The sequence below is a fragment of the Asaia astilbis JCM 15831 genome, assembly GCF_000613845.1.
In the GTDB taxonomy this organism is placed as follows: Bacteria; Pseudomonadota; Alphaproteobacteria; order Acetobacterales; family Acetobacteraceae; genus Asaia; species Asaia astilbis.
In genome coordinates, this window is the sequence record NZ_BAJT01000017.1 from 16,815 (window position 1) to 37,263 (window position 20,449).

Here is a 20,449-nt window from a genome sequence, read left to right on the forward strand (position 1 = left end):
CTCTTCATGGCGCCTTGAGCGTTGTAATATCGCTATGAGACTCTAGTCAGAGCTGAACGGGCTCGCCTCAATCTGTTGACGCGCTCTGGCGTGACGGTGGCTATAATGTGAACCATCTGTGCCTATAAAGATAATATGCACTCATCCTAAATACGTAGGAGGGGGGGAGGGAGCGCTTTAGTGCGCCCCCTCCGCCCAAGATAAAGGTTGACGCACACCACGCTTACGAAAGGCATGATATGCAGTAATAGAGGTGATTGCACCTTTTAGCGCGGTCTCAGCTTGCTACCCGAAATCGATTGACGAGTGTTACGAGGTGGCTCGCGTCCTTTGCCAAAGATTGGCTTGACGCCGCCGTTTCTTCGACCATTGCAGCATTTTGCTGAGTCATACGATCCATCTGGATTACTGCCGTGTTGATTTGCCGCATGCCTGTGGATTGTCGTTGCGTAGAAAGGGCGATTTCACCCACCACACTTGTGATGTCGTTGATTTGCAAAGCTATGCCGCGCAGCGCATCGCCCGCTTTGTCCACAAGAGCGACGCCTTGTTCGACCTGGATGGTTGATGCTGAAATAAGCGACTTGATGTTTTTCGCTGCATCAGCAGAGCGTTGTGCGAGATCTCGGACCTCCTGGGCAACAACGGCAAAGCCTTTGCCAGAATCCCCGGCTCGCGCGGCTTCGATGCTTGCGTTGAGGGAGAGAACGCTCGTCTGAAACGCGATTTCGTCAATTACGCCGATGATATGTCCGATTTCCTTGGACGACTGCTTGATTTCTGACATCGCCTTGACTGCGTCGCTGACGACCGTTCCCGAGCTTTCTGCCGACTTATGTGCGTGCGCTGTGATGGTGTTGACGCGCGTCGCACTCTCGGCTGTCTTCTCGACCGTCATCGTTATGTTTGCGATGGCGGCGGTCGTTTCTTCGAGCGCCGCGGCCTGCTGTTCCGTTCTCTTGGAAAGATCCTGGGATGCCGTGCTGATATCGGCCGAACCATTCTGCATGCTCGCGGTCGCAGAGCTGACAGAGCCGATAATGTTTTGCAGCGCATCGGCGGTAACGTTGAAGTTGTTTTTCAGCTCATCGGCCTTCACCGCGAGTTCGGCGGTGATGCGGTGCGTGAGGTCTCCAGCTGCCAGGGCAGCAAGGCCTTTATCGAGTTCTCCAATCGCCTGCTGGTCCTCGGCGGCGGCACGTGCCGCATTTTCCTTCAGCAGCATCTCTTCATGGATATTTGTCAGCGAACCGCAGGCGCGGATTGTTTTGCCATCAGCTTGATGGATACAGCCGCCCGTCGCACGAAACCAACGATAAGTGCTGTCTTTGCCTCTAAGTCTGTAGCTGGCGCTAAGGCGCGTTTTTCCGGTTTTGTCGAGAATGCACTTGTTAAACTCGGCAAAGGTAGGGGCAACGTCATCAGGATGAAGGAGATCAGACCAGGATTCCATTCGGTTCGGGAACTCGGCCAGGCTTTCGTAGCCCGCCAGCCGCCTGAATTCCGGCGACCACGTCCATCTGCTTTCGGGATGCGTGGCGTCACCATTACAAAGCACGGCTTCCCAGAGGCCCACACCGCATGCCTCGTCGAGTAGCGCAGAGCGCTCCTTAAGGGCTTCAAGCTCAGCGCTGAGTTCTGAATTACTTTTGGAATCTTTTTTTTGAAAATAGGGGCACGATCTTCTCCACCACGGCAGCTATCAGGCTTACAGATCGGAAAGAGATTAATAACACATCTCCGTGAGGCGCAATCGGCAACTCAGCAAAGTTTTGGAATAATTCAATTTATGAATAATCAGTACATCATTGATGAAATAAACCAAAAATTTGAGTCTTTATGATTATATTGGATATCATTATCCGCAATTAATATATCGTCAATATATGTTTTCGATATTATATATTTATGTGTATTTTATTTGAAGTTTGTATTTGATATTTCTGTGTTCTGATCCTTGCCGGATGGAGTGAGATCGCTCTCACACCAAGTTTCTGAAGTCAGTCTTTCTCCGGCTTTTGTGCGGTGAAGAGATGAAAAATACGGAACTCAGTTTCGTGACGGACATCGCGAAAGGAATGGCTCGCGATATAGGAAACGAGTGTTTCAGGCGACGGATAAGTCGAGATTGTTTCCCAATGATAGCTCATCAGTCGACGAGCGCGTTTGTCCCGCGTCAGAAGATAGGAGATGAAAGGCAAAACCTTGCCGATAGCAATCGTGTGAAAGGCCCGCAGCATTCCGGTTGCAGGAACGCTCATTTCGATAAGGATCAGTTTCCCTCCCGGCTTCAACACGCGTCGCGCCTCGTCCAGAGCGAGGTGCATATTGTCGAGATGACGCAAGGCGTAGCCAAGTGTGAGGATATCAGCGCTAGCTGAGGCGATTGGCAATTGCTCTGCGCTGCCTTGTATCAAGGGAATGCGAAGAGACTTTTGCGCCTTGCGAAGCATTGCCTCGCTCAGGTCGATGCCGACCAACGAACCGTCAGGCTCGATAATCCGCTTGATTTCCCGTGCGAGCAGGCCGGTACCCACAGCGATGTCGATCACCGTCGTACCCGATTTGACACCTGACCTCCGGAGACATCGTCGCCGGTACCAGGATCCTGAACCCAGTGAGAACAAGAGATTGATCAAATTGTAATGGGAAGCGAATTTGTTGAAGAGAGCACGCGACGAGGTCCCGAGATCGGCTCGCTTTCTGTAATAGCGATCAACAGTGTGGACGGCATCACGAGTGCGATCGCTTCGCTCAGGAGTGGACATTGATGCGGCCTCAGGTAAAAAATAGACGGTATTCGAGGGGGCGCGACGTCTATAGTGTCTGCACGTTCATCGAGCCAGAAGACTGATTTGACGAGACGGGAAGAAAAAATGCGAAGCGAGCAATGTGACGTCTTCATTATAGGGGGAGGTCCGGCGGGCGCAACAGTGGGAACACTTCTTGCCCAGAGTGGACTCAATGTTGTGATTGCGGAGAAAGAGTCGTTTCCTCGCTTCCATATTGGAGAGTCACTGCTTCCGCATAATCTGCCGTTACTCGATCAATTGGGCGTGCGTTCTGACATTCAGAGCACGTCCATCGTGAAGCGAGGCATCGAGTTCGTCTCTCCCACTCATGGAAAGAGCGTGAGATTCGATTTCGCGCGCGCGCTCGACCGTCGTCACCCTTATGCTTTTCAGGTTCGGCGCTCGGAATTCGACGAAATCCTCCTTCGAAATGCTGAGAGCAAAGGCGTTGAAGTCCTGGAGAAATGCCGTGTCACTGCGGTGGAGCTCGAGGGAAGCTCAACACCGACAGTGACGGCGCAGATCGACGGCTCGAAACGCAGCTGGAAGGCCCGCTTCGTCGTGGATGCTTCGGGTCGTGACACGGTCATCGCCAATAAGCTCAGGACGAAAGAACGCCATCCGCGCAACGCCAGTGCCGCCGTCTTCGGGCATTTCAGAAATGCCCGTCGCCTGGAAGGGGATGCGGAAGGCAATATCAGCATCATCTGGTTTGACCGAGGGTGGTTCTGGTTCATCCCGCTTGCTGATGGCACGACGAGCATCGGCGCTGTCTGCGCACCAGAGGTCTTCAAGAGCCGCAAAGGTGACATGGAGGCGTTCTTCAATGAACTGATTGCATCGAGCCCCGAGGTGTCAGATCGTCTGAAAGATGCCGTCAGAGAAGGGGGCGTGACGGCGACCGGTAACTACTCCTATCTGAGTTCGCAGACGAGCGGTCGTAACTTTCTGATGGTTGGTGATGCGGCAGCCTTCGTCGATCCTGTGTTTTCCACGGGTGTCTATCTGGCGATGCGCGGGGCGTTTCAGGCCGCTGGGGCGGTCAAAGCCTGCCTCGCCCGTCCAGAGCGGCAGGACAAATTGCTGAAGCGTTATGACCGCAATATCGTCAAAGCTGCCGACGCGTTTACCTGGTTTATCTATCGGATACGCCAACCCGCCATGCGTGATCTGTTCATGGCGCCCCGTAACATGTTCCGGGTCGAGGAGGCCGTTTTGCTTTTGCTTGCTGGCGGCATCGACCGTCGCTTTCGGGTGCAGGCGAGGCTCTATTTCTTCAGGGGCATTTACTACTTGACCAAAGGGATCCATTTCTGCGCGCGTCTGACGTGCAGGAAAGACAAAGGGGCCCAGGCAGGGTTAACGCCGTCTATGGGTCAGTGATGAGCCCACGTTATGTGATCCTGCTGCCGAGCTATAATAGCGGAAAAATGTTGGCTCAGACGGTTCGGTCTGCGCTTCGAGTATGGTCAGATGTCTGGGTCGTCATCGATGGAAGCGACGATGGCTCTGACCTTGATCTTCCGTATCATGATGGTCTGAGGGTCATCAGGCGGTCCGAAAACGGGGGCAAGGGCGCTGCCGTCTTCGATGGGCTGGCGGCAGCCCGTCAGGCCAAGTTCACCCATGCACTCATTATGGATGCGGACGGCCAACATGATGCGAGCTGCATCATGTCTTTCATCTCCTCTTCTCGCGAACTGCCTGAGAGCATGGTCTTGGGGGCACCACGCTTTGGTCCGGATGCGCCGCTGGAGCGCATCTGGGGCAGAAAAATTGCAAATTTTCTTGTAAGAAGACTTGGCTCGCGGGGTATTGGAGACAGTTTGTTCGGCTTTCGACTTTACCCGATCGAACCTCTCTGGCAGGTCATGCAGGCAACCCGGCATATGCGTGGTTTTGACTTCGAGCCTGAGGCTGTCATCCGTATGGCCTGGCTTGGGACCGACATTCGCAATCTGAGTGTCCCGGTGCGCTATTTCCGCAAATCCGAGGGAGGGATCTCCCATTTCAACTATGGGCGCGACAACCTGCTCCTTGCCCGCATGTTTGTCAGGCTGGGTCTCTCGTCGTTCAAGCGGTCCTTCAGGCCATGCCCCCGTTGATGTTCAAAAGCTGGCCAGTAATATAGGCAGCCTGATCCGAGGCCAGAAAGGCAACCAGATCGGCCACTTCCCGGGGCTTGCCGGCTCGGCCCATCGGCACGAGGGAAGCAATACGCGCTTTATCGAATTGCTTGTCCGCCATTTCGCCTTCGATCACCCCAGGAGCAACGGTATTGACCGTAATGCCCCGGCTTCCGAGTTCCAGGCTTAGCGAACGCGTAGCGCCATGCAGCCCGGCCTTGGCGGCGGCATAATTCGACTGACCACGGTTGCCCATCACCGCAGCGACTGAGGAGACGTTGATAATACGTCCCCACCGTGTCCTGATCATGGGCATAAGCAATGGCTGGGTCACATTGAAGAAACCGTTGAGCGACACATCGATGACGCGGTGCCATTGCTCGGCTCTCATTCCGGGCAAAACTGCGTCGTCATGAATGCCGGCGTTGTTGACCACAATCTGGATCGGCCCGCGTGTGAGGAGTACTGTGAGCGCCTCCACTGTGTTGTCGCGGTGTGTCAGGTCGAACTGGATAACCTCGGCCGAATGCCCTTCGGAAATGAGCGAGGTGGCGAGGTCGTCAGTTTTCTCTCTGCGGCTATTGGCGTGCAGTATGACATGCATGCCGACTTCCGCGAGACGACGCGCGATCGCAGCGCCGATATCCCCGCTGGCACCGGTAATAAGAGCCCGTCTCATTGAGGAACCTCAAACAATACTGTTGCGCCGCCACGGATCAGGGAAAGATCTTCGCGGAGAATATCGAAATCGTAGCGTGCGCTGAAATCGTTCGTGCGGAGGCATCGTACACATACTTTCAGGTCGCCGCTCTGGTTCAAGACTGGCGCATCCAGGCGGATATCACGGACACTGACAAGAAAACCCGGTCGAGGCGCAGTGCCTGTTTCAGCGATGAGACGGCTATGGAGAGCCATGGCCTGCGCCGCGACTTCGATCAATGTTGCGGTGCCGATAGCACCATCCAGCGTCTCAGCGGGTTGTCGTCACGCGCCAGAGGGTTTGTGATGCAGGTGATGTCGTGCTGCGACCACGCTTCTACCCGATCAAGAAGACATAAGGCTCCCTTATGGGGGATGAGGTCCGAAATCTGATGACGGGTCAACATCAGGATACCGGCGTCACGTCGAGTGTGGCTGAGCAGTCCTCACGATACGCCAATGTCAGCGTTTTGTTTTCTCTTCGCGCGACACACTCGAGCAAGGGAAGGGCTCTCGCTGCAGGGATCGATCGCCGATATTTCTCCAACGCGGCATGACGACAAAGGGTGGGCGCTGCCGATGCGAGGGAAAAATCGATGCGGGCGATGGTCTCGTCGCTGGCATGAGGTGAGAGGAGAAAGCAAACGGCGAACGTGCCTCCGATCGGACGCACTTCACTGAGGGGTGTCGGATAAGGCAGGTCATAGGCGACGAGCACCACCTTCTCAGAGGCGCTTGCGGCCTGACAGCCTGCCTCCATCAACCCGGCGACGAAGCTTCCATTCTGCGCGCACAGGCTTGTCGTTGCCTTTCTGGAGCCGGTCGCGATCGACCAGTAGCCGGCAGCGACATTATGTACCGAATGATGGAAGCGGGTCGGAGACAATTCCGGCGCTGTTCCAGCAAGAGTCTCCATGATGGCATGGACGGCTTCTCCGTCTCCCCCTGACGAGGCGAAAACGGAGGCGTAGTCACATGGATGCTCCGCGCGCGGTGGCAATGCATCGGTCAGGGCAGCCAGAGCGAGTTTGACCAATCTTGGCGCACGACGTCGTTCATTTGAGGGGAGCAGGCTCAATGCAGGGATGATCGTTTCCCCATCAGAATAGGGCTCTCTTCCTGCAAGAATGTTTTGTGCGGAGCCCCATGAGGTCAGCCCGGGACCACACAGCCCGACTTGCTCGATAAAGAACCGCATTCTTAGCCCTTGCTTCCAAAAATCAGGCTGCAATTAACGCCCCCGAAGCCGAAGGCATTACACATGACGCGCTTGACCGGCGCAGAGCGCCCAAATCTGACATGCGCCGATGAGAAACCCGGTTCCAGGTCTGTCAGGTTCTGATTGCCCGGCAGGAAGCTGTTTTGAATGGCCAGAAGCGCCGTCGCAACGCCGATCATCCCGGTGGCACCCAATGTGTGTCCGGTAGCCGCCTTCGTGGAGCCCCGGGGCACCGTCTCGCCAAAGACACGTGTCACCGCACGATCCTCTGCCGCGTCTCCCGCCAGGGTCGCGGTTCCATGCATGTGGATGTAGTTGATGTCGCCGGGCTCAAGACCTGCCTGTTCGAGCGCCCTACGCATCGCAGCTTCTGAACCGAGGCCCTCGGGATCAGGCGAGGACATATGATAGGCGTCCGAGGTTTCACCGTAACCGAGCAGACAGAAATCGGGCAAAGCCGCATCATTCTGTGCTCTTTCGAGCAGGGCGAAGCCGCCAGCCTCGCCAATCGATATTCCCGAGCGCCCGGTATCGAAGGGGCGACAGGGCCCCTCCGCCATAACGCCCAGAGAATGGAATCCGAACAGCGTCGTGTCGCACAGGCTGTCTGCTCCCCCGACAAGCACGGCATCGCAAAGCCCGGCGTCGATCAGTCTGGCAGCCGCAGCGAAGGCTTTGGCGGTCGCTGCACAGGCGGTGGAAAGCGTGAAAGCCGGACCATTCAGGCCAAGGCGCGCCCTCAGAAAAGAGCCGATGGCATCTGTATTATGCGTCGACTCATAAGAGAACTCTGCGGGCAGGGCGCCTGTACCGGGGTCGCGTTGGCGATACGCAATTTCGGTTGAAAGGATGCCGGAAGTACTCGTTGCCGTGATCAGGCCGATCCGGGAAGCCCCGTATTCAGCGATGGCGCGTTCGATCGCGGCCATAAGTCCGTCAGCGTGCAGGGCACGCTCGACGAGGCGGTGATTGCGGCAGTCATAGGTCAGCCAGGGAGCCGGAAGAGGCGTATCGAGGTCGCTGATTTTCCCGATCCAGGCGTTTAGAGGAAGGCGCTGCTCTGTGGGGGCGGCTGCGAGGGCGCTCCGGTTGAAGCTCATTGCTGTCCACATGGGCTCAAGACCGTCACCCAGTGCGGAGACGATGGAGAGAGCCGTAACATGCAGGGGCAAGGGGGTCACACGCTTTGGTCCATGATGCGGGCAAGACGAGCCAGATTGAAATCGATATGGCGCTCATAAGCGCCCTCGAAACAATCGGAAAGACCTTTTTCTCCGGCCAGTTTCTCTCTGGCGCTTTGGTAGCGGTGTTTGAACCAATCGAGGTTGGTCAGGAGATCGAGATATCGCGGATCGCGTGAAATTCGACGCAGACGGAACAGATAGGCGCCCCAGAAAGGGTTGTCGTAAAAGATGAGCTTCAAGGCTTTCGTATCGTAGAGATCGTTATGCTCCAGAGCTGGTTCCAGGGTGCACAAAGCGCCGGCACGGACGGGGAGGGTTCCGTCGCGGAGCAGGGAACAGCGTGCCGAGAGGTCTGCATAGATGGCCCGGGGGTTTTCCAGCTTGAGATCGTTGGCGCGGAGCGCGAGGTCGATGAAGGCGTTTTTAGGCACCGGGAAATGAAAGACCGCCAGGCCAGGGTGCAGGCCAGTCGGCCAGGGCTTCCATATGCCAGCTGCCGAGAGTGCATTATGCGCGACGTGGACACAGTTATTATTGATGAGATTCCATGAGTAGGTTTTGTGACCGTCTCGAAAGGGAGCATTCAAGTCGTTGAGAAACGAGACGATCTTCGTCATCTCCTCCCTGTCGACGGGGAGCTTTGCCCGATACGTGTCCCGACCGAAACGGACCGCGTAATCTGTTCCGATCGAAATTTCGTATTTGAATGCCTCGTTGCTCATGCCAGCTGGCTTGTCGCGGTAATAGCGCGTGTGCAGATCGATCCCGTCAAAAATACCCTGTTGCCGCGCGTGTTCCTGCGTTTCTGCGTATGCCGCGCGATCCAGTCTCTGGCCGGGTTTGACCAGACCGGACAGCACGAAGCTGTTGCGCTCGACCGGCACCCAGTTTGCATTGACGAAATGGGAATTGACGCTGATCGCGGCCCCCTTTCTCGCCGGATCTGCGTCTTCCGGGCAGACCTCCAGCAGGGGGTAGCCCCTATCGCGCCGGATTTTGACGCCATTGAGGTAGAAGATCAGGTGCCCTCCCATACCGCTGCGTATGGGAATACCGAACCCCGGCTTTTTTCGAAGCTCTGAAAGGCGCATAGCTCCACGTAATAGGGAAAAGCGTCCTCGTAGAACATGAATGAGGCCAGGTAATCCTAAAGCGATGTTTCAGCCGATAGCGGCAAGCGAGGCCTGCGCCCGTCTTGGAGTCCGGAATCTAGAGAGAGCCGCTCGCGTTGTCGAGAGTACGATATCCGTGCGCTTCTCGAATGATGGCCGAACGGTTGTGACGACTGAACCGAGTCAGCGAGGCCAACGGGTGAGTATCCCGTCCAGTTGGGCTCGCCACGCATCCCAATCGTGACCGCCGGAGACTTCGACGACCCGGTCTTCGGGAAGGTCACGGGCTAGAAGCTGGTGCCCAGCCTTGAAACGGTCGTCTCGCGCGTGCCCTAGATAGAGAGGCACCCCCGTCGCACTGTTCAGCCTCTCACGAAGCCAGAGGAGGCTCGTCTTTTCGATTGGCGTCAGTTTGACATCGTCCGACTTCCATGTGGCCAGTCCGCCTCGTGAGGCGATTGCTTCCATCGTTCCCTGCGTGCCGAGAAAAGGCGCGAGGAGGATGAGACCCTTGAGAGCAGAACTATCGCACGCGGCACAGCAAAGAGCCCCCATGGCGCCGAGCGATATCCCGAGGAGGTGCAGTTCCCGCCCCGAAAACTGAGATAGAAAGGTGGCTTGCAGGTATTCGCCAACGCGGTTTTCGAAATAGAGGTCCGGCGCAGGAGCGATGGCCCAAATGTCGAGGAAGGAATCAGCTCCGTGCAGTTGTTCGATAAAGCCCTCGGTTTCGAAATCGGCGGGGTGAATACCAACGCCGCACAACAGGACAAGGATACGGCCTCGATTGTCGCCAGCAGGAGCAGGGTAATGCTTGAATGTCAGGTCGTCGGAACTCACGCTTTTGCCTCGTTAGTAAAGGCTGCACCGAACAAAAGGCAGAGAAACGTGCCGATTGCGACGGTCTTGCCGACATCATGCAACACAGGGATCTCCGAGAATGACAGGACACCGTATGCCGCGACGGTACAACAATTTGCCAGCATGATGGAGGCGAGGGCGTGCGTACGTTTCTCGTCGCTTTCGTATCTTCTGGCGAAGAACAATCCGTAATTCGATCCCACGGCGACGATGAGCATGAACCCGACGATCATAAAGATCGAGAGTTTTTCACCATGTGCCATCAGGAGCGCTGCTGTCACGAGCACAGCGCCAAGAAGAGGGAGAATGACGAGACCTGTTGTCCGCACATTGCGCAGGAAGCTAAGGATCAGCGCGATGACCGCGATGCTTCCGATGACCGCAAGCGTCACGGCCTCATGCTGAAACCGATACAGGAGCCCCCGGGATTGTTTTTCGAGATCGACGAGGTCAACGCCACTCGGCAGATGCGTTTTTAGTCCAGCTTCATCGGAGAGCCCGTCGAGCGGCGCTAGGACGACCCAGCCCATTTTCTCGTTTTGAGACAACATGGAACTCAGTCGTAGGCCGAGCAACGGCGGTAGATCTTCTGGTTTCAGATCAGGCGCGGTTCGCGCCTTCTCCACGTCGACGAAGAAGGGCGTGAAGGCGTCCGGTTTGAAGGGGAGATGGATGAGTGCTTCGGCGAAACGTTGGTGAAGCGTCGCCCCATGTGGCCAGACGTTGCGGCGATAAGCCTGCATCTTCCGGCTTGGCAGAATCAGGCTCGGTAGCGAATATCCTTTGATCGCTCCTCTGGTGACGAGGGCTTCCAAGGTCGGACGTAAGTCCTCGCCCGTCTCCAGGGCCGCCTCTCGGCTACGCGCACGCCATGCCAGAAATTTCGATGGACTGACGAGCCCGAGGTCGTTTCGTAATGTCGTGTCCAGTTTCTGCGTCTCTGGCGGAAGAGGGCTCATCGACAGAAGATCGGTCTGCCATAGACCTCCCTTGTGAGTCAGGAGCGCGCCGCAAGCAGCAATCACTGCGATACCGAGGGCTCCACGGATGACGGGTTGGTGGCTCCGGATAAAGCGCAGAGGGTGTCCGATCAGAGGAGCCCCTTTTGCCCGGAACCCGAAAGGAACCAAGCTCGGGAGAACATACCGTGCCACAAGCACCGCTACTGACAAGCCTACCATGGAAAAGAGACCGAGCTGCGCAAAACCTATGAAACCGGAGCCGAGCATCGCGCCAAAACCCGCGATTGAGACAAGTGCCCCTAATCGGAGCGTAGGCCACAAGCTGCGTGCGGTGCCCGTTGCATGTTCCGAAGGGTCGCTCTGCGTCAAAACATAGATTGAATAGTCCAATGCCTCGCCGAGCAAGGTAACCCCAAAGCCGAGCGTGATGGCATGGACATAGCCAAACCCGAGCAAAACGAAGGTGATGCCAGCGAGGATGGCCCCGATCACGGGGAGCAAGGCCAGACCGAGCGTGAGTACAGAGCGATAGGCCAGAAGCAGAAAGAGGATCGCGCCTGCTGCTGCCAGAAGGGACAGAAACGAGACATCGTGTTTTGTGGCGTCTCTCGATGCCACGGCAAAGACGCCGGGGCCGCTCATGCGCAAGCGCACCGAGGATGGATGTTTGAGTGTGGACCGCACGGCATCAAAAGCATCGGATACGCTTTTCTGGGCTGCCTGCTGGGCGTCGAGATCGAAACCGGAGGCATGGGCGTAAAGGAGGAGCATGGCTCTGCTGCCGTCTTTGGTCATCCAGACACCGCTTCGGGTTTCCGGTCCTGCACCACCGCTTTGCTGTAATCCCTCACCAACCGTCATGGCTGATCCGATCGGGTCAGCAGGCAGGCTTTGTGCCAGCATCGGGCCCAGATCGGAGCTCAGCAGAGAGGCATCCTGTCGCAGAGATTTTTCGATTTCATCTCGGTTCAGCCGCTCTGGAGTCAAGGAGGGGTCGAGTTGAAAGCGATGATCCCAGACGAAATGCTGTATGGGGGCGATGGACGCGTCATCGCCATTAAGCACACCGTCGAACGCAGCATTTCGCCGTAATCTGGAAGCGATCTGTTCGCTGAATTCAGTCAGGACAGTTTCCGGCGCCTGATCGATTGCGACGAGAATCAGGCGTGACGCCGCCCCATCTCCGCTCACCTGGGCCAGAAGGGCCGTCTCTCCGAGGGTTTTGGGTGCCGGAAAAAACGCCGCCATGTCGGTGCGATAGGTGCCGAAGACGACGCAGGTGAGGCAAACCAGCATGGTAACGCCAAAAACCCACAGAGGTCGGCGGTCAGCGCGCAAGTGTCACGTTTTCCTTCACGGTCATGGTAGAGAGATCGCCTGAAGCACTGACTGAGACAATTTTTTCAATAATGGCGTCTGAACCGCTTACAGTGATCCACGAGAGAAACTGCCTGAGCTTGGCATCACGCGGGATGAGGAGCAATTGCCACTCGTTCCGCGTCCCACTGAAGCGGGTCTCGTAGAGGCGGTCGAGCGTTGATCCGTCGCCTGCGAGCGTGGCGCGCATACCATTGACGAGCCCGGCGAGCTGAGGAGCTTGACCGGTCGAGAAATGCCGAGTCTTGCCTTGCATGACCAAAGTCGCCTCATTGCCCTTGAGGATGAAATCCTGCTTCTCGGGAGCTTGGACCGTTTTCTGCATAAAGTCAGGGGCGCTGTAATGGAGTGTCCCCGAACTTTTGACTGGACTGGCCAGAAGTTTGCTCTGTCGGATCTCCTCGAACTGGCCGTCTGCCATTTTCACCTGGGCAAGATCCTGCATCAGATCGTTCAGACCATATTGCGCGCGCATTCCTGCCGAGGCCGGGCCGGAGCAGGAGAGAGACCACGCAAGAGAGGTGCAGACGATAAAAGCGGGCGTAAGCTTTGGGAAACGCATGTCAGCGAGATCCTTTTGACCAGAAATCGAAGTAATTGAACCAGTTCAATGGTGCTGCGCGGCAAAGTTGTTCGAGATTTCTGGTGTAACACCTCATTGTCTCCTCCACCCAGAGCTCCGGGTCCGAAGGACGCGCAGAGAGCGCGGAAGAGAGGGAATGAAACACAATTTCGTATCGACCCATGCCTTGATGAAGCCCTACCACCATGACAACCGGGCAACGCAAAGCCATTGCCAGACGATAAGGCCCTCGTGGGAACAGGGCATCGTCACCGAGAAAGGGCATGGCCAAGAGATCGCGGCCATTCAGATCACGATCTGCCAGAAGCCCGACACAATGTCCCGTTCGAATGCGCTCAGCGGCAAGGATCAGTGCATCCGGGCGTCCCAGATCGATGATGTCCAGTTCAAGGTCTGGATTAATGGCTCTGAAGAGTGCCTGAACTTTCCGGGCGTTTTCCTGATACATGAGCAGGCTCGGGGCGCGACTGTGTTTGACACGACCGAGCGCGAGTAAGGCCTCAAAACTGCCAAAATGGGCGCTGAGTAGCAGGCATCCTTTGCCGTCTCGTGTGGCGTGAATAATGGTCTCTTCGTTTGTGACGGTGAGGTCAGGTACGTCGTATCGGCCCGCAAGAAAATACAGGCGATCGAGCAGACAAGTCCCGAAAAAGAGGAAATGCCTGCAGACATCCCGCCACGTGACGTTTCTTTCCAGCACACGACGGAGGTAATCCCGTGACGCAGTCCTCGCTTTGGGCGCAACAATCATGAAATACAGGCAGGCGGGTAACAGGAAGAGCCGAGCAGTTCTCTGACCGAGGAGAAGGGCGAGACGCGCAGCGACGATCATTACCCTGAGTGATCCGCGCTCTGGCTGCCTGCGCCACAAGGGAGGGATGATTGCGTCATCGCAGGAGCCATGACCCTTTCATCAAAGGGGCGCCTGTCGCTTTCCGGGTAAGGGTGAATAGAGTCCTGCCCTGATGCGTGACGTCCGGGTGCTGTTCGAGAAGCAGTGTTTCTCCAAAAGGCGCTGGAGCAATGAATTTGACGTCTATGAATGTCAGACTCTGTTCCGGTGCTATCTGCTGAACGATTTCATCAAGCAGTAAGGCGCCGGGGACAATGGGCATGCCAGGAAAATGTAGCTCGGCCGTTGGATGATCGAGCGGTATGAGCAGCTCGATTGTCGTTGTCTCGCTCAATGCTTTTGATCGCGCTCGAATAGAGGCAGGACGGCGCTCCGGGTGACCTTGCCCAAGGCGTTGCGCGGCAACGCATCGACCATGAGCAGCGGGCGAGGAAGGAACGCGGGATCGATCAGGTGCCTGAGAGCGTCGATGACGTCGCCTCGCGTGAGATCCGGAGCAACGACCACGGCGCGCAGGCGCGTCACGCTTTCGTTCTCCGTGTCAGATGTTACGAACATGCCATCCGTACACCGGGAATGCTCATGAGCACTTGAGAGAGATAGGAGAGACTGCTGCGCTTACCCGCAATATTGACCATATCGGCCAGGCGCGGGCCGAGAGTGAACTCACCCGGTGAGGCTGGTTCGAGGACGTCCTGAAGAGGGGCAACACCTTCGACTGCGGCGCCCGTCGCCCACCAGCCATGCTCATCCTGATGCAGAACGACATCGTCGAGACAGCACCAGGTCAGACAGCGCGTTGTGAAACGTGTCGCGACCTGACCCGCCTCGCTGCAGCCGTAAATTTCCAGCAGAGGTGCGGAAAAACGGGTTTCGCTCAGCTGGGCCAGCTCGGACGAAAGCGGCGCTGTGGCACTCAGCACGAGGGTTGTAGCGGGCAAATCGATGCCGGATTCAACGAGCGCACGAAGATGGACCGGGGTGGTGACCAAAATTCTTGGAGCGGGGATGCGAAGCATGCACTGACGCACATCCTCCGGGAAAAGAGGGGTGTCGGCTGCCACGCTCATCCCGTGTTGCCATGCAAGCATGATGACCGATTCAAGACCGTAACTGTGCTGATGCGGCACGGTGCCGACAAGACAACCGCCTTCGATCCCGGGATCTGTCATGTGAGCACCCGCCGCGCGCGCGCTTTTGACGAGTACACCCCAGCTTTTGGGGACCGGCTTTGGCTGGCCTGTAGATCCTGAGGTGAACAGAATGACAGCTTGCTGCGCGGCAGGCACCGTGACGTTCAGAATGCCGGTTTCCGGCAGATCTGCAGGGTACACAAAATAGGGCAGGTCCGTCGGCGCGCCATCGGTCAGGACGTAAAGACCGGGATAAGAGGCAAAAAGGTCCGCAATGTCTCCGATGTCGTATTCGACGGCATCAGAGTAACCTGTTTGGCCAAGAGGGCCGCAGCAAAACCAACCATGAAACGATAGCGGTCGCTGCAGAGATTGATCACATAGGATGACCGCGGCAATTGCTCAGTCAGACTGCTGACATCGCGATAGAACTCTCTTGCACTGATCGTTCTGTCAGGACGAACGGCAACTGCCTGCTCAGGTGCGTGAGAGAGAACCGGGTAAGTCATTTCTGTAGATGACGGCAAGCGTGATGCCTCTCGTGAGCTCAGGAGGAACGAGGTTTTGTTGCTGGGGCGGGTCTGCTCGCACAATCCTTGATCATGGTGATGATCTGCGACAGCGAGTGCTTCGGAGGATTTTTCAGAGCGAACTGGCGGACGGCGTATTCCAACGCAAAGAACGCCGCGACGGAAGGAAGATCGACAATATTGACGAAAAACGACCAGGTCTTGAGCGACGCAAAGCAGAAAAGGCAGATCGAAAGTGCCATCTGAGACAGGAAGAAAACAGTCCAGGCAATCGTCACATGACGAGTATACCGCTCAAGCTCCCTGGCGATGTGCTGTCCATGGAGCCGATGAGCCATCTCGGTCACGAGTGGCGTCCGTTCCGGGCGCAAGGTCATTGCAAATGTCGTCGTCAGACCGGCGTAGAGAAGCCAGTGAGCCAGTGCGGCTGCGAAGACGACCCCGACCTTGCAAATGCCGAACAGACTTAAATCGACGGAATGGTGTTCAAGGACGGAGATCACCATGTGGAAGACTAGAGGCGTACCAATCAGCCCGAACGCAGCCCAAAAGGCGGGCGGGATACGACGCATCGGTCTCATATCGTCGATTGTTCACCCTGAATATATGCGGAGAGACTTCTGATATTCTCGAAGATGCTTCCGTTATTCTCATCGTCGGCCCGCAGCCTCACACCGTATTCCTGAGAGACGACCAGTGCGATTTCGAGCATGTCGATGGAATCAAGCCCGAGACCTTCCCCATAAAGAGGTGTCTCAGGTGTTACGTCCGTTGAATCGATCTCCAGATTCAGGGTCGTAACAATCAATGTGGCCAACTTGGCCTCTTCAGTGCTCAGAGAGGTATAAAGAGAAGACATGATAAGAAGATTATCGCTTTCTCGGTCCGCAACCAAGAGGCAAAAGCCATATTGATTTAGCTGAAATGAATATCGGCCGAAAACCCGTGACCGATGGGCTGCTAAAAGGCGTCCTCGCGACAGTCGCCGACTTCTATGAATTTATGATCGTCGAATCGCCACCGTATTTCGGTTTCCATCGCAAGAATGGCCCTTGCAGCACCCTACATCGTGTACGTCCTGGTCCGTACGTAGCCCTATGATGCATTGGGCATGAACCTCATCCTGACACGAGCGCTAAAATTCATCGCAGGAGCAATTCTCACCTCAAATTGGGCAACATCATCCCGATGCGGTATTCACGCAACCAGTACATCGATGTCGGCATCTTAGCGCACTTGATCAACGTCAAGGGAACGAGAGCGCCGGTGCAAAAGTTGTATCGTCTAGGTCACGTTGACGAAGTATCTGATCCAGATCTTTGCGGCGGCGATATTGAGGAAGCACATAGACGACAGAGTGATCTTGTCGCAGAGGGGCGCGATGCGGCGCATCTGCATGATGCTGTTGAACATCCGCTTGATGCGATCGCGATCCCTGTAACGCTACTAGCATGCTTTTTGCGGAGTGCTGCGATCCTTTCCTGATGAAATAATTGCCAGGGTCCCATGGACCAGTAGATCCTGGCGGAAACTCTCACTGTCATAGCCCCGGTCGTCCAGTATGGCGTTAGGGTTTTAACCAAGCAGACTCATCAGGGTGGCTTTGGTGCTATAGCCCCAAACCTGGCCTCCGATATAAATAAAGCTGAGAGGGTGTCCCCGATTGTCACATCGGGCACGGATCTTTCTCGTAAAGGCGCCGTGTGACCGATCGAAAAACTCCAAATGAGCCCGCGTTTTGCCCAAGTGATGTCTGAATGGGCACGAAGTAGGGTGCTGTCTATCTTACGTTGCCAGCCATCAGTCGGCTCCAGATTCACCAAGGTCTGTAAAGAAGCATCCTAGACACCCTGCTCAGCCCAATACCGGAATCGGACATAGACCCGAGTTCTACGTGCCCTAGCGCTCATACATGTCCTGCCGGGAAAAACCCGTTAGCGGAACGTACAGCATGCCACTCGGAAATGGCAGATTGTGCTCAGACGGACGGGTCCAACGCCCAGGTGGCAGAGGTGAACCAATCATCGTCCATTCTTGATCCGTCAGATCGCCTCGTGCCTGTCCTATCTGTTCGTTATGCCACTGGCAGGCAGTGACACTGATCTCAAGCAGACCGTGCCTATCTTTCGTCCACACAGCCAAAACTCGCGCTTGAAGAGGCGTATTAAGACGTTCTACCGCGTTTTGCCTTGATCAGAGGGTCAAACAGCACCGCTGTCAGAATGACGGCATAACAATAACTAAACTATCGCTTACTAAGCACCAAACCTGCTCGATTTGTGGAGCTAGCTTCTGTCGAGTTGCAAAGGTTCGAAGGGTATGTCAAGCGTTACAAAACTTTCTTAGTTGTTGGAGAATAAATTGGCTCTATACTCAACACCTATCAACTCGAGTTCCGGAAAAATTTTCCATGATGAACCCGATGTGATTACCTTAAGAGATGCCCTGTATGTTCCCGTTACTAGACATCTAGATCATTCTTACGGTGTTTTTTCGCGAGATGGCCTTTTGATAAATCAATGTGCCTTTTTTTGGCAAAATCCATTGGAGTCAAAAGGTCAGCCAGTTATTTCTAATATAAAGAATGCAAACTGCACCAATATAATTGATTCCGCAGTTTATACCGGGTTTATAAATTATCAATACGGACACTTCATTACGGAGTTCCTGTCGCGAGTATGGTGCCTAAAAGAAATAAGGAACGGAAGGCCAATATTGTTACATAGCGACATTTCTATTGATAATATCTTTTCATGTTCCTGGCTTCGTGACTTTTTGGGTTTACTAGATCTCGAAAAGAAAGATTTTATTATACCATCAGAACCCTCTGTTATTAGAGAGCTGACGATACCTTTCCCTTCTTTTGGTGAGGATAATCATTGTTCGAGCGTCTTCGCTCGTTTTTGCAATGAGATTGGAGATAAGGCTTATGAAAAATCAAGCCTGAAAATGAAGAAAGAAAATATCTACTTATCCCGATCGAAATTAATGTGCGGTACAATCAAGTTAGATAATGAAGCCGCTTTTGAAGAAAAACTGTCAAAGAAAAATGTGAAAATTATTCACCCTCAGAATTTGTCACTATTCGATCAAATTTCTTTATATCGAGATGAAAATATAGTTTCTGGAATTCTTGGTTCTTCATTTCATACTAGTATCTTTACGAACTCTCCACAAGGAATCGCTATAAATTTAAAAGGCAAACCCTCTCTTAATTTTCTACTTATGGATAGAGTTAATAAATCAAGAATAGAGTATTACAATATATCAGATATCCGAAATTCTGATTTCCCTGACCACAATTATTTAGAAACCAAAACTCTGGGCGATGTAGATTCTGTTTCTGAAAGTATACTTGACTTATTTTGTGTCCAAAGAAATTCAACATCTATTCCTAATATGGGATTTTACCCAAAAAATATAGGAATGAACATAAATTTTTTACAGCATGACCACGATTCACGGTACTGAAGTGCATTGTGATCCTAGGAGTGGTTATTTAAAATCATGCTCTGATAAAAAATATAAAAAGGCGTATCTTGTAGAATTAAAAATTCGAGACGATGAGAGCGTTTATTTCATATCTGCGGATAGCGATAATATTTTACCTCTACGTGTCCGTTATGACGACGTTCATAATGCTATTATGCCTGTAGAACTAGTGAAAAACGGGCCATATTTCGGTATAAAAGTACAAGGATCTCAAAATTTTATTTGTTTTCAGAACCAACAGTCTGGTGGAAACGTTGATGCAACTGCAGATTCATTCCAAGAATGGGAAAGCTTGACACTAAACTTAGTAGGTAAAACTCCTTATAAAAATGGAAGTGACACTTTTGAATATATTTCAATAATTTATTTGCTTATTATAGGGCGTTATTCTTTCGTTCTTTCTAGGTACCATGAGGAGAAAAAAGAATTGTTCTCTGCTGCGTTGAGAATTAAAGATAGGCTGGTAGCGGATGGCAATTTCTCATTGACCCTCACTCATATGGAATGACCTAGAGGAATCGAAGAACCATCGGTTGAGATGCCTGGCGTTCGATTTCTGAGCGTTGGGGTGCTGATAGTCGTCTACCACGATGGTTTCTGATCTGCGGTTTGAACAGATCAGGAGCTATCATCTGTTGGATTGCTATGCAGCACGGCTGGCAGACTAGGGCCTATTAGGTCTTGAAGATGCAGTAGGTCTGCATAGCTTTTTATGATGAGCATGATGCAGTCTGTGATTTCTGATGATACGTGGCGGGTTTGGGAGCCTTTGATCGAGGCGGAGCGACCCAAAGGCAAAACAACACCGCCACGCAACCTGCGCCTGACGGTATCGGCGATGCTCTGGCGTCACCAGAACGGCGCGAAATGGCGATCTCTTTCTTCGGAGTTCGGCCCCTGATGGACCGCAGCTTAACTGTTCATTCGCTGGGCGAAGCTCGGTGTGTGGGAGGCACTCTTGGAGCAGGTGAAAGACCGGGATCCAGCCTTGGGCATGGTCTTTCTCGACGGCACGAACATCAAGGCGCATCACAAGGCGGCAGGGCCCGTCAAAAAGGGGGGGGCGAAAAAACTGGAGCAATTGTCGGGCAATTGACCGTTCGCGCGGAGGCTTTGGCAGCAAGGTCTGCGCAGCGGCCAATGGGCGCGGAAAAGCCCTGTCATTTACCCTGACCCCGGGGCAGGCGCACGAACTGCCGTCTGCCATAGCTCTCCTGGACGCATCGCCGACTGCGCCGCGCTGTGTCGTCTGTGACCGGGGATATGCCTCAAACCGGTTTCGTGAAGATTTGTGGAGCAAAGGCTCGCGGCCAGTCATTCCGACCAAACAAAATGAGCCGTCCCTTTCGTGCCCCAAATAGGCCTATCAAAATCGTCACCTGGTGGAAAATCCATGGGCTCGCCTCAAAGAGCGTAGGCCATTGCCACCCGTTACGAGAAAACCGCCGCTTCCCCCTTCTCAAAGAGCTGCATCGCAGCCGCCGCAGATCCCATCAAGACCGAACAGAGCTTATAGGTTTAAAGGA

The 20,449-nt window shown here is 54.4% G+C and carries 23 protein-coding genes and 1 pseudogene; 6 read left to right on the forward strand and 18 right to left on the reverse strand.

Going from position 1 to position 20,449, the window contains the following annotated elements:
• Positions 1–277 precede the first annotated feature (277 nt).
• Complete coding sequence (locus JCM15831_RS18850; protein ID WP_025824517.1) at positions 278–1,576, reverse strand: methyl-accepting chemotaxis protein; 1,299 nt, start codon at positions 1,574–1,576, stop codon at positions 278–280.
• A 424-nt stretch (positions 1,577–2,000) separates the two neighbouring features.
• Positions 2,001–2,768: a class I SAM-dependent methyltransferase gene (locus JCM15831_RS12405; protein ID WP_025824518.1), complete on the reverse strand. Its 768-nt coding sequence runs from the start codon at positions 2,766–2,768 to the stop codon at positions 2,001–2,003.
• A gap of 108 nt (positions 2,769–2,876) precedes the next feature.
• On the opposite strand from JCM15831_RS12405, the gene JCM15831_RS12410 reads away from it, so the two are divergent.
• Both JCM15831_RS12410 and JCM15831_RS12415 read left to right on the forward strand, forming a co-directional pair.
• Complete coding sequence (locus JCM15831_RS12410; protein ID WP_025824519.1) at positions 2,877–4,175, forward strand: NAD(P)/FAD-dependent oxidoreductase; 1,299 nt, start codon at positions 2,877–2,879, stop codon at positions 4,173–4,175.
• Entirely contained in the window at positions 4,175–4,897 is a 723-nt protein-coding gene (locus JCM15831_RS12415) for a glycosyltransferase family 2 protein (protein WP_051528502.1), read from the forward strand. The genes JCM15831_RS12410 and JCM15831_RS12415 overlap by 1 nt, the downstream gene beginning before the upstream one ends.
• Here the strand turns inward: JCM15831_RS12415 and fabG are convergent.
• The 16 genes from fabG to JCM15831_RS12475 all read right to left on the reverse strand — a co-directional run bounded on the left by fabG (position 4,878) and on the right by JCM15831_RS12475 (position 16,290).
• Positions 4,878–5,597 carry a 3-oxoacyl-ACP reductase FabG gene (gene fabG / locus JCM15831_RS12420; RefSeq protein WP_025824521.1) on the reverse strand — a complete coding sequence of 240 codons (720 nt, stop codon included), beginning with the start codon at positions 5,595–5,597 and terminating at the stop codon, positions 4,878–4,880. The two genes, JCM15831_RS12415 and fabG, sit on opposite strands and share 20 nt — an antisense overlap.
• Entirely contained in the window at positions 5,594–5,857 is a 264-nt protein-coding gene (locus JCM15831_RS20435; RefSeq protein ID WP_051528503.1) for a hotdog family protein, read from the reverse strand. The genes fabG and JCM15831_RS20435 overlap by 4 nt, the downstream gene beginning before the upstream one ends.
• Positions 5,854–6,024, reverse strand: a complete 171-nt coding sequence (locus JCM15831_RS21610) for a hotdog family protein (protein ID WP_156938879.1) — start codon at positions 6,022–6,024, stop codon at positions 5,854–5,856. Before JCM15831_RS21610 ends, JCM15831_RS20435 begins: the two co-directional genes overlap by 4 nt.
• A complete protein-coding gene (locus JCM15831_RS12430) occupies positions 6,024–6,815 on the reverse strand; it encodes a beta-ketoacyl synthase chain length factor (protein WP_025824522.1) in 792 nt (263 codons plus the stop codon). The genes JCM15831_RS21610 and JCM15831_RS12430 overlap by 1 nt, the downstream gene beginning before the upstream one ends.
• Positions 6,816–6,817: 2 nt before the next feature.
• Entirely contained in the window at positions 6,818–8,017 is a 1,200-nt protein-coding gene (locus JCM15831_RS12435; protein ID WP_198024325.1) for a beta-ketoacyl-ACP synthase, read from the reverse strand.
• On the reverse strand, positions 8,014–9,111 hold the full coding sequence (locus JCM15831_RS12440) for a hypothetical protein (protein ID WP_025824524.1): 1,098 nt from the start codon (positions 9,109–9,111) through the stop codon (positions 8,014–8,016). Before JCM15831_RS12440 ends, JCM15831_RS12435 begins: the two co-directional genes overlap by 4 nt.
• A gap of 204 nt (positions 9,112–9,315) precedes the next feature.
• Complete coding sequence (locus tag JCM15831_RS12445; RefSeq protein ID WP_025824525.1) at positions 9,316–9,972, reverse strand: alpha/beta hydrolase-fold protein; 657 nt, start codon at positions 9,970–9,972, stop codon at positions 9,316–9,318.
• The gene (locus JCM15831_RS12450) at positions 9,969–12,293 is read right to left on the reverse strand and encodes an MMPL family transporter (RefSeq protein ID WP_025824526.1); all 2,325 of its coding nucleotides are present in this window, start codon (positions 12,291–12,293) and stop codon (positions 9,969–9,971) included. Before JCM15831_RS12450 ends, JCM15831_RS12445 begins: the two co-directional genes overlap by 4 nt.
• A complete protein-coding gene (locus JCM15831_RS12455; protein ID WP_025824527.1) occupies positions 12,283–12,894 on the reverse strand; it encodes a LolA-related protein in 612 nt (203 codons plus the stop codon). The genes JCM15831_RS12450 and JCM15831_RS12455 overlap by 11 nt, the downstream gene beginning before the upstream one ends.
• 1 nt (position 12,895) lies before the next feature.
• A complete protein-coding gene (locus tag JCM15831_RS12460) occupies positions 12,896–13,747 on the reverse strand; it encodes an LpxL/LpxP family acyltransferase (protein ID WP_084490692.1) in 852 nt (283 codons plus the stop codon).
• A 55-nt stretch (positions 13,748–13,802) separates the two neighbouring features.
• Positions 13,803–14,102: a hypothetical protein gene (locus JCM15831_RS20440; protein WP_051528504.1), complete on the reverse strand. Its 300-nt coding sequence runs from the start codon at positions 14,100–14,102 to the stop codon at positions 13,803–13,805.
• Positions 14,099–14,326 (reverse strand): hypothetical protein, encoded by a 228-nt coding sequence (locus tag JCM15831_RS20445; RefSeq protein WP_051528505.1) that lies wholly within the window; start codon positions 14,324–14,326, stop codon positions 14,099–14,101. Before JCM15831_RS20445 ends, JCM15831_RS20440 begins: the two co-directional genes overlap by 4 nt.
• The gene (locus JCM15831_RS20450; protein WP_051528506.1) at positions 14,317–15,102 is read right to left on the reverse strand and encodes an AMP-binding protein; all 786 of its coding nucleotides are present in this window, start codon (positions 15,100–15,102) and stop codon (positions 14,317–14,319) included. Before JCM15831_RS20450 ends, JCM15831_RS20445 begins: the two co-directional genes overlap by 10 nt.
• A gap of 32 nt (positions 15,103–15,134) precedes the next feature.
• A complete protein-coding gene (locus JCM15831_RS21990) occupies positions 15,135–15,428 on the reverse strand; it encodes a hypothetical protein (protein ID WP_198024326.1) in 294 nt (97 codons plus the stop codon).
• A gap of 20 nt (positions 15,429–15,448) precedes the next feature.
• A complete protein-coding gene (locus JCM15831_RS20460) occupies positions 15,449–16,003 on the reverse strand; it encodes a COG4648 family protein (protein WP_156938880.1) in 555 nt (184 codons plus the stop codon).
• A 5-nt stretch (positions 16,004–16,008) separates the two neighbouring features.
• Complete coding sequence (locus JCM15831_RS12475) at positions 16,009–16,290, reverse strand: phosphopantetheine-binding protein (RefSeq protein WP_025824530.1); 282 nt, start codon at positions 16,288–16,290, stop codon at positions 16,009–16,011.
• 311 nt (positions 16,291–16,601) lie between these two features.
• Here JCM15831_RS12475 and JCM15831_RS21615 point away from each other — a divergent pair, with 311 nt between their 5' ends.
• The 4 genes and pseudogenes from JCM15831_RS21615 to JCM15831_RS22945 all read left to right on the forward strand — a co-directional run bounded on the left by JCM15831_RS21615 (position 16,602) and on the right by JCM15831_RS22945 (position 20,439).
• On the forward strand, positions 16,602–16,916 hold the full coding sequence (locus tag JCM15831_RS21615; RefSeq protein ID WP_156938881.1) for a hypothetical protein: 315 nt from the start codon (positions 16,602–16,604) through the stop codon (positions 16,914–16,916).
• Positions 16,917–17,792: 876 nt separating this feature from the next.
• Complete coding sequence (locus JCM15831_RS21120; protein WP_198024327.1) at positions 17,793–18,902, forward strand: glycosyltransferase family 61 protein; 1,110 nt, start codon at positions 17,793–17,795, stop codon at positions 18,900–18,902.
• A complete protein-coding gene (locus tag JCM15831_RS21620) occupies positions 18,880–19,431 on the forward strand; it encodes a hypothetical protein (protein ID WP_156938882.1) in 552 nt (183 codons plus the stop codon). The genes JCM15831_RS21120 and JCM15831_RS21620 overlap by 23 nt, the downstream gene beginning before the upstream one ends.
• 225 nt (positions 19,432–19,656) lie before the next feature.
• Positions 19,657–20,439: pseudogene (locus tag JCM15831_RS22945) on the forward strand (IS5 family transposase).
• Positions 20,440–20,449 lie beyond the last annotated feature (10 nt).

Bases quoted from the DNA above. Each gene is read 5' to 3' on its own strand.
- JCM15831_RS12405 (WP_025824518.1), bottom strand. From the start codon at position 2,768: ATGTCCACTCCTGAGCGAAGCGATCGCACTCGTGATGCCGTCCACACT.
- JCM15831_RS12410 (WP_025824519.1), top strand. From the start codon at position 2,877: ATGCGAAGCGAGCAATGTGACGTCTTCATTATAGGGGGAGGTCCGGCG.
- JCM15831_RS12415 (WP_051528502.1), top strand. From the start codon at position 4,175: ATGAGCCCACGTTATGTGATCCTGCTGCCGAGCTATAATAGCGGAAAA.
- fabG (WP_025824521.1), bottom strand. From the start codon at position 5,597: ATGAGACGGGCTCTTATTACCGGTGCCAGCGGGGATATCGGCGCTGCG.
- JCM15831_RS21610 (WP_156938879.1), bottom strand. From the start codon at position 6,024: ATGTTGACCCGTCATCAGATTTCGGACCTCATCCCCCATAAGGGAGCC.
- JCM15831_RS12430 (WP_025824522.1), bottom strand. From the start codon at position 6,815: ATGCGGTTCTTTATCGAGCAAGTCGGGCTGTGTGGTCCCGGGCTGACC.
- JCM15831_RS12440 (WP_025824524.1), bottom strand. From the start codon at position 9,111: ATGCGCCTTTCAGAGCTTCGAAAAAAGCCGGGGTTCGGTATTCCCATA.
- JCM15831_RS12455 (WP_025824527.1), bottom strand. From the start codon at position 12,894: ATGCGTTTCCCAAAGCTTACGCCCGCTTTTATCGTCTGCACCTCTCTT.
- JCM15831_RS12460 (WP_084490692.1), bottom strand. From the start codon at position 13,747: ATGATCGTCGCTGCGCGTCTCGCCCTTCTCCTCGGTCAGAGAACTGCT.
- JCM15831_RS20445 (WP_051528505.1), bottom strand. From the start codon at position 14,326: ATGTTCGTAACATCTGACACGGAGAACGAAAGCGTGACGCGCCTGCGC.
- JCM15831_RS20460 (WP_156938880.1), bottom strand. From the start codon at position 16,003: ATGCGTCGTATCCCGCCCGCCTTTTGGGCTGCGTTCGGGCTGATTGGT.
- JCM15831_RS12475 (WP_025824530.1), bottom strand. From the start codon at position 16,290: ATGTCTTCTCTTTATACCTCTCTGAGCACTGAAGAGGCCAAGTTGGCC.
- JCM15831_RS21620 (WP_156938882.1), top strand. From the start codon at position 18,880: ATGACCACGATTCACGGTACTGAAGTGCATTGTGATCCTAGGAGTGGT.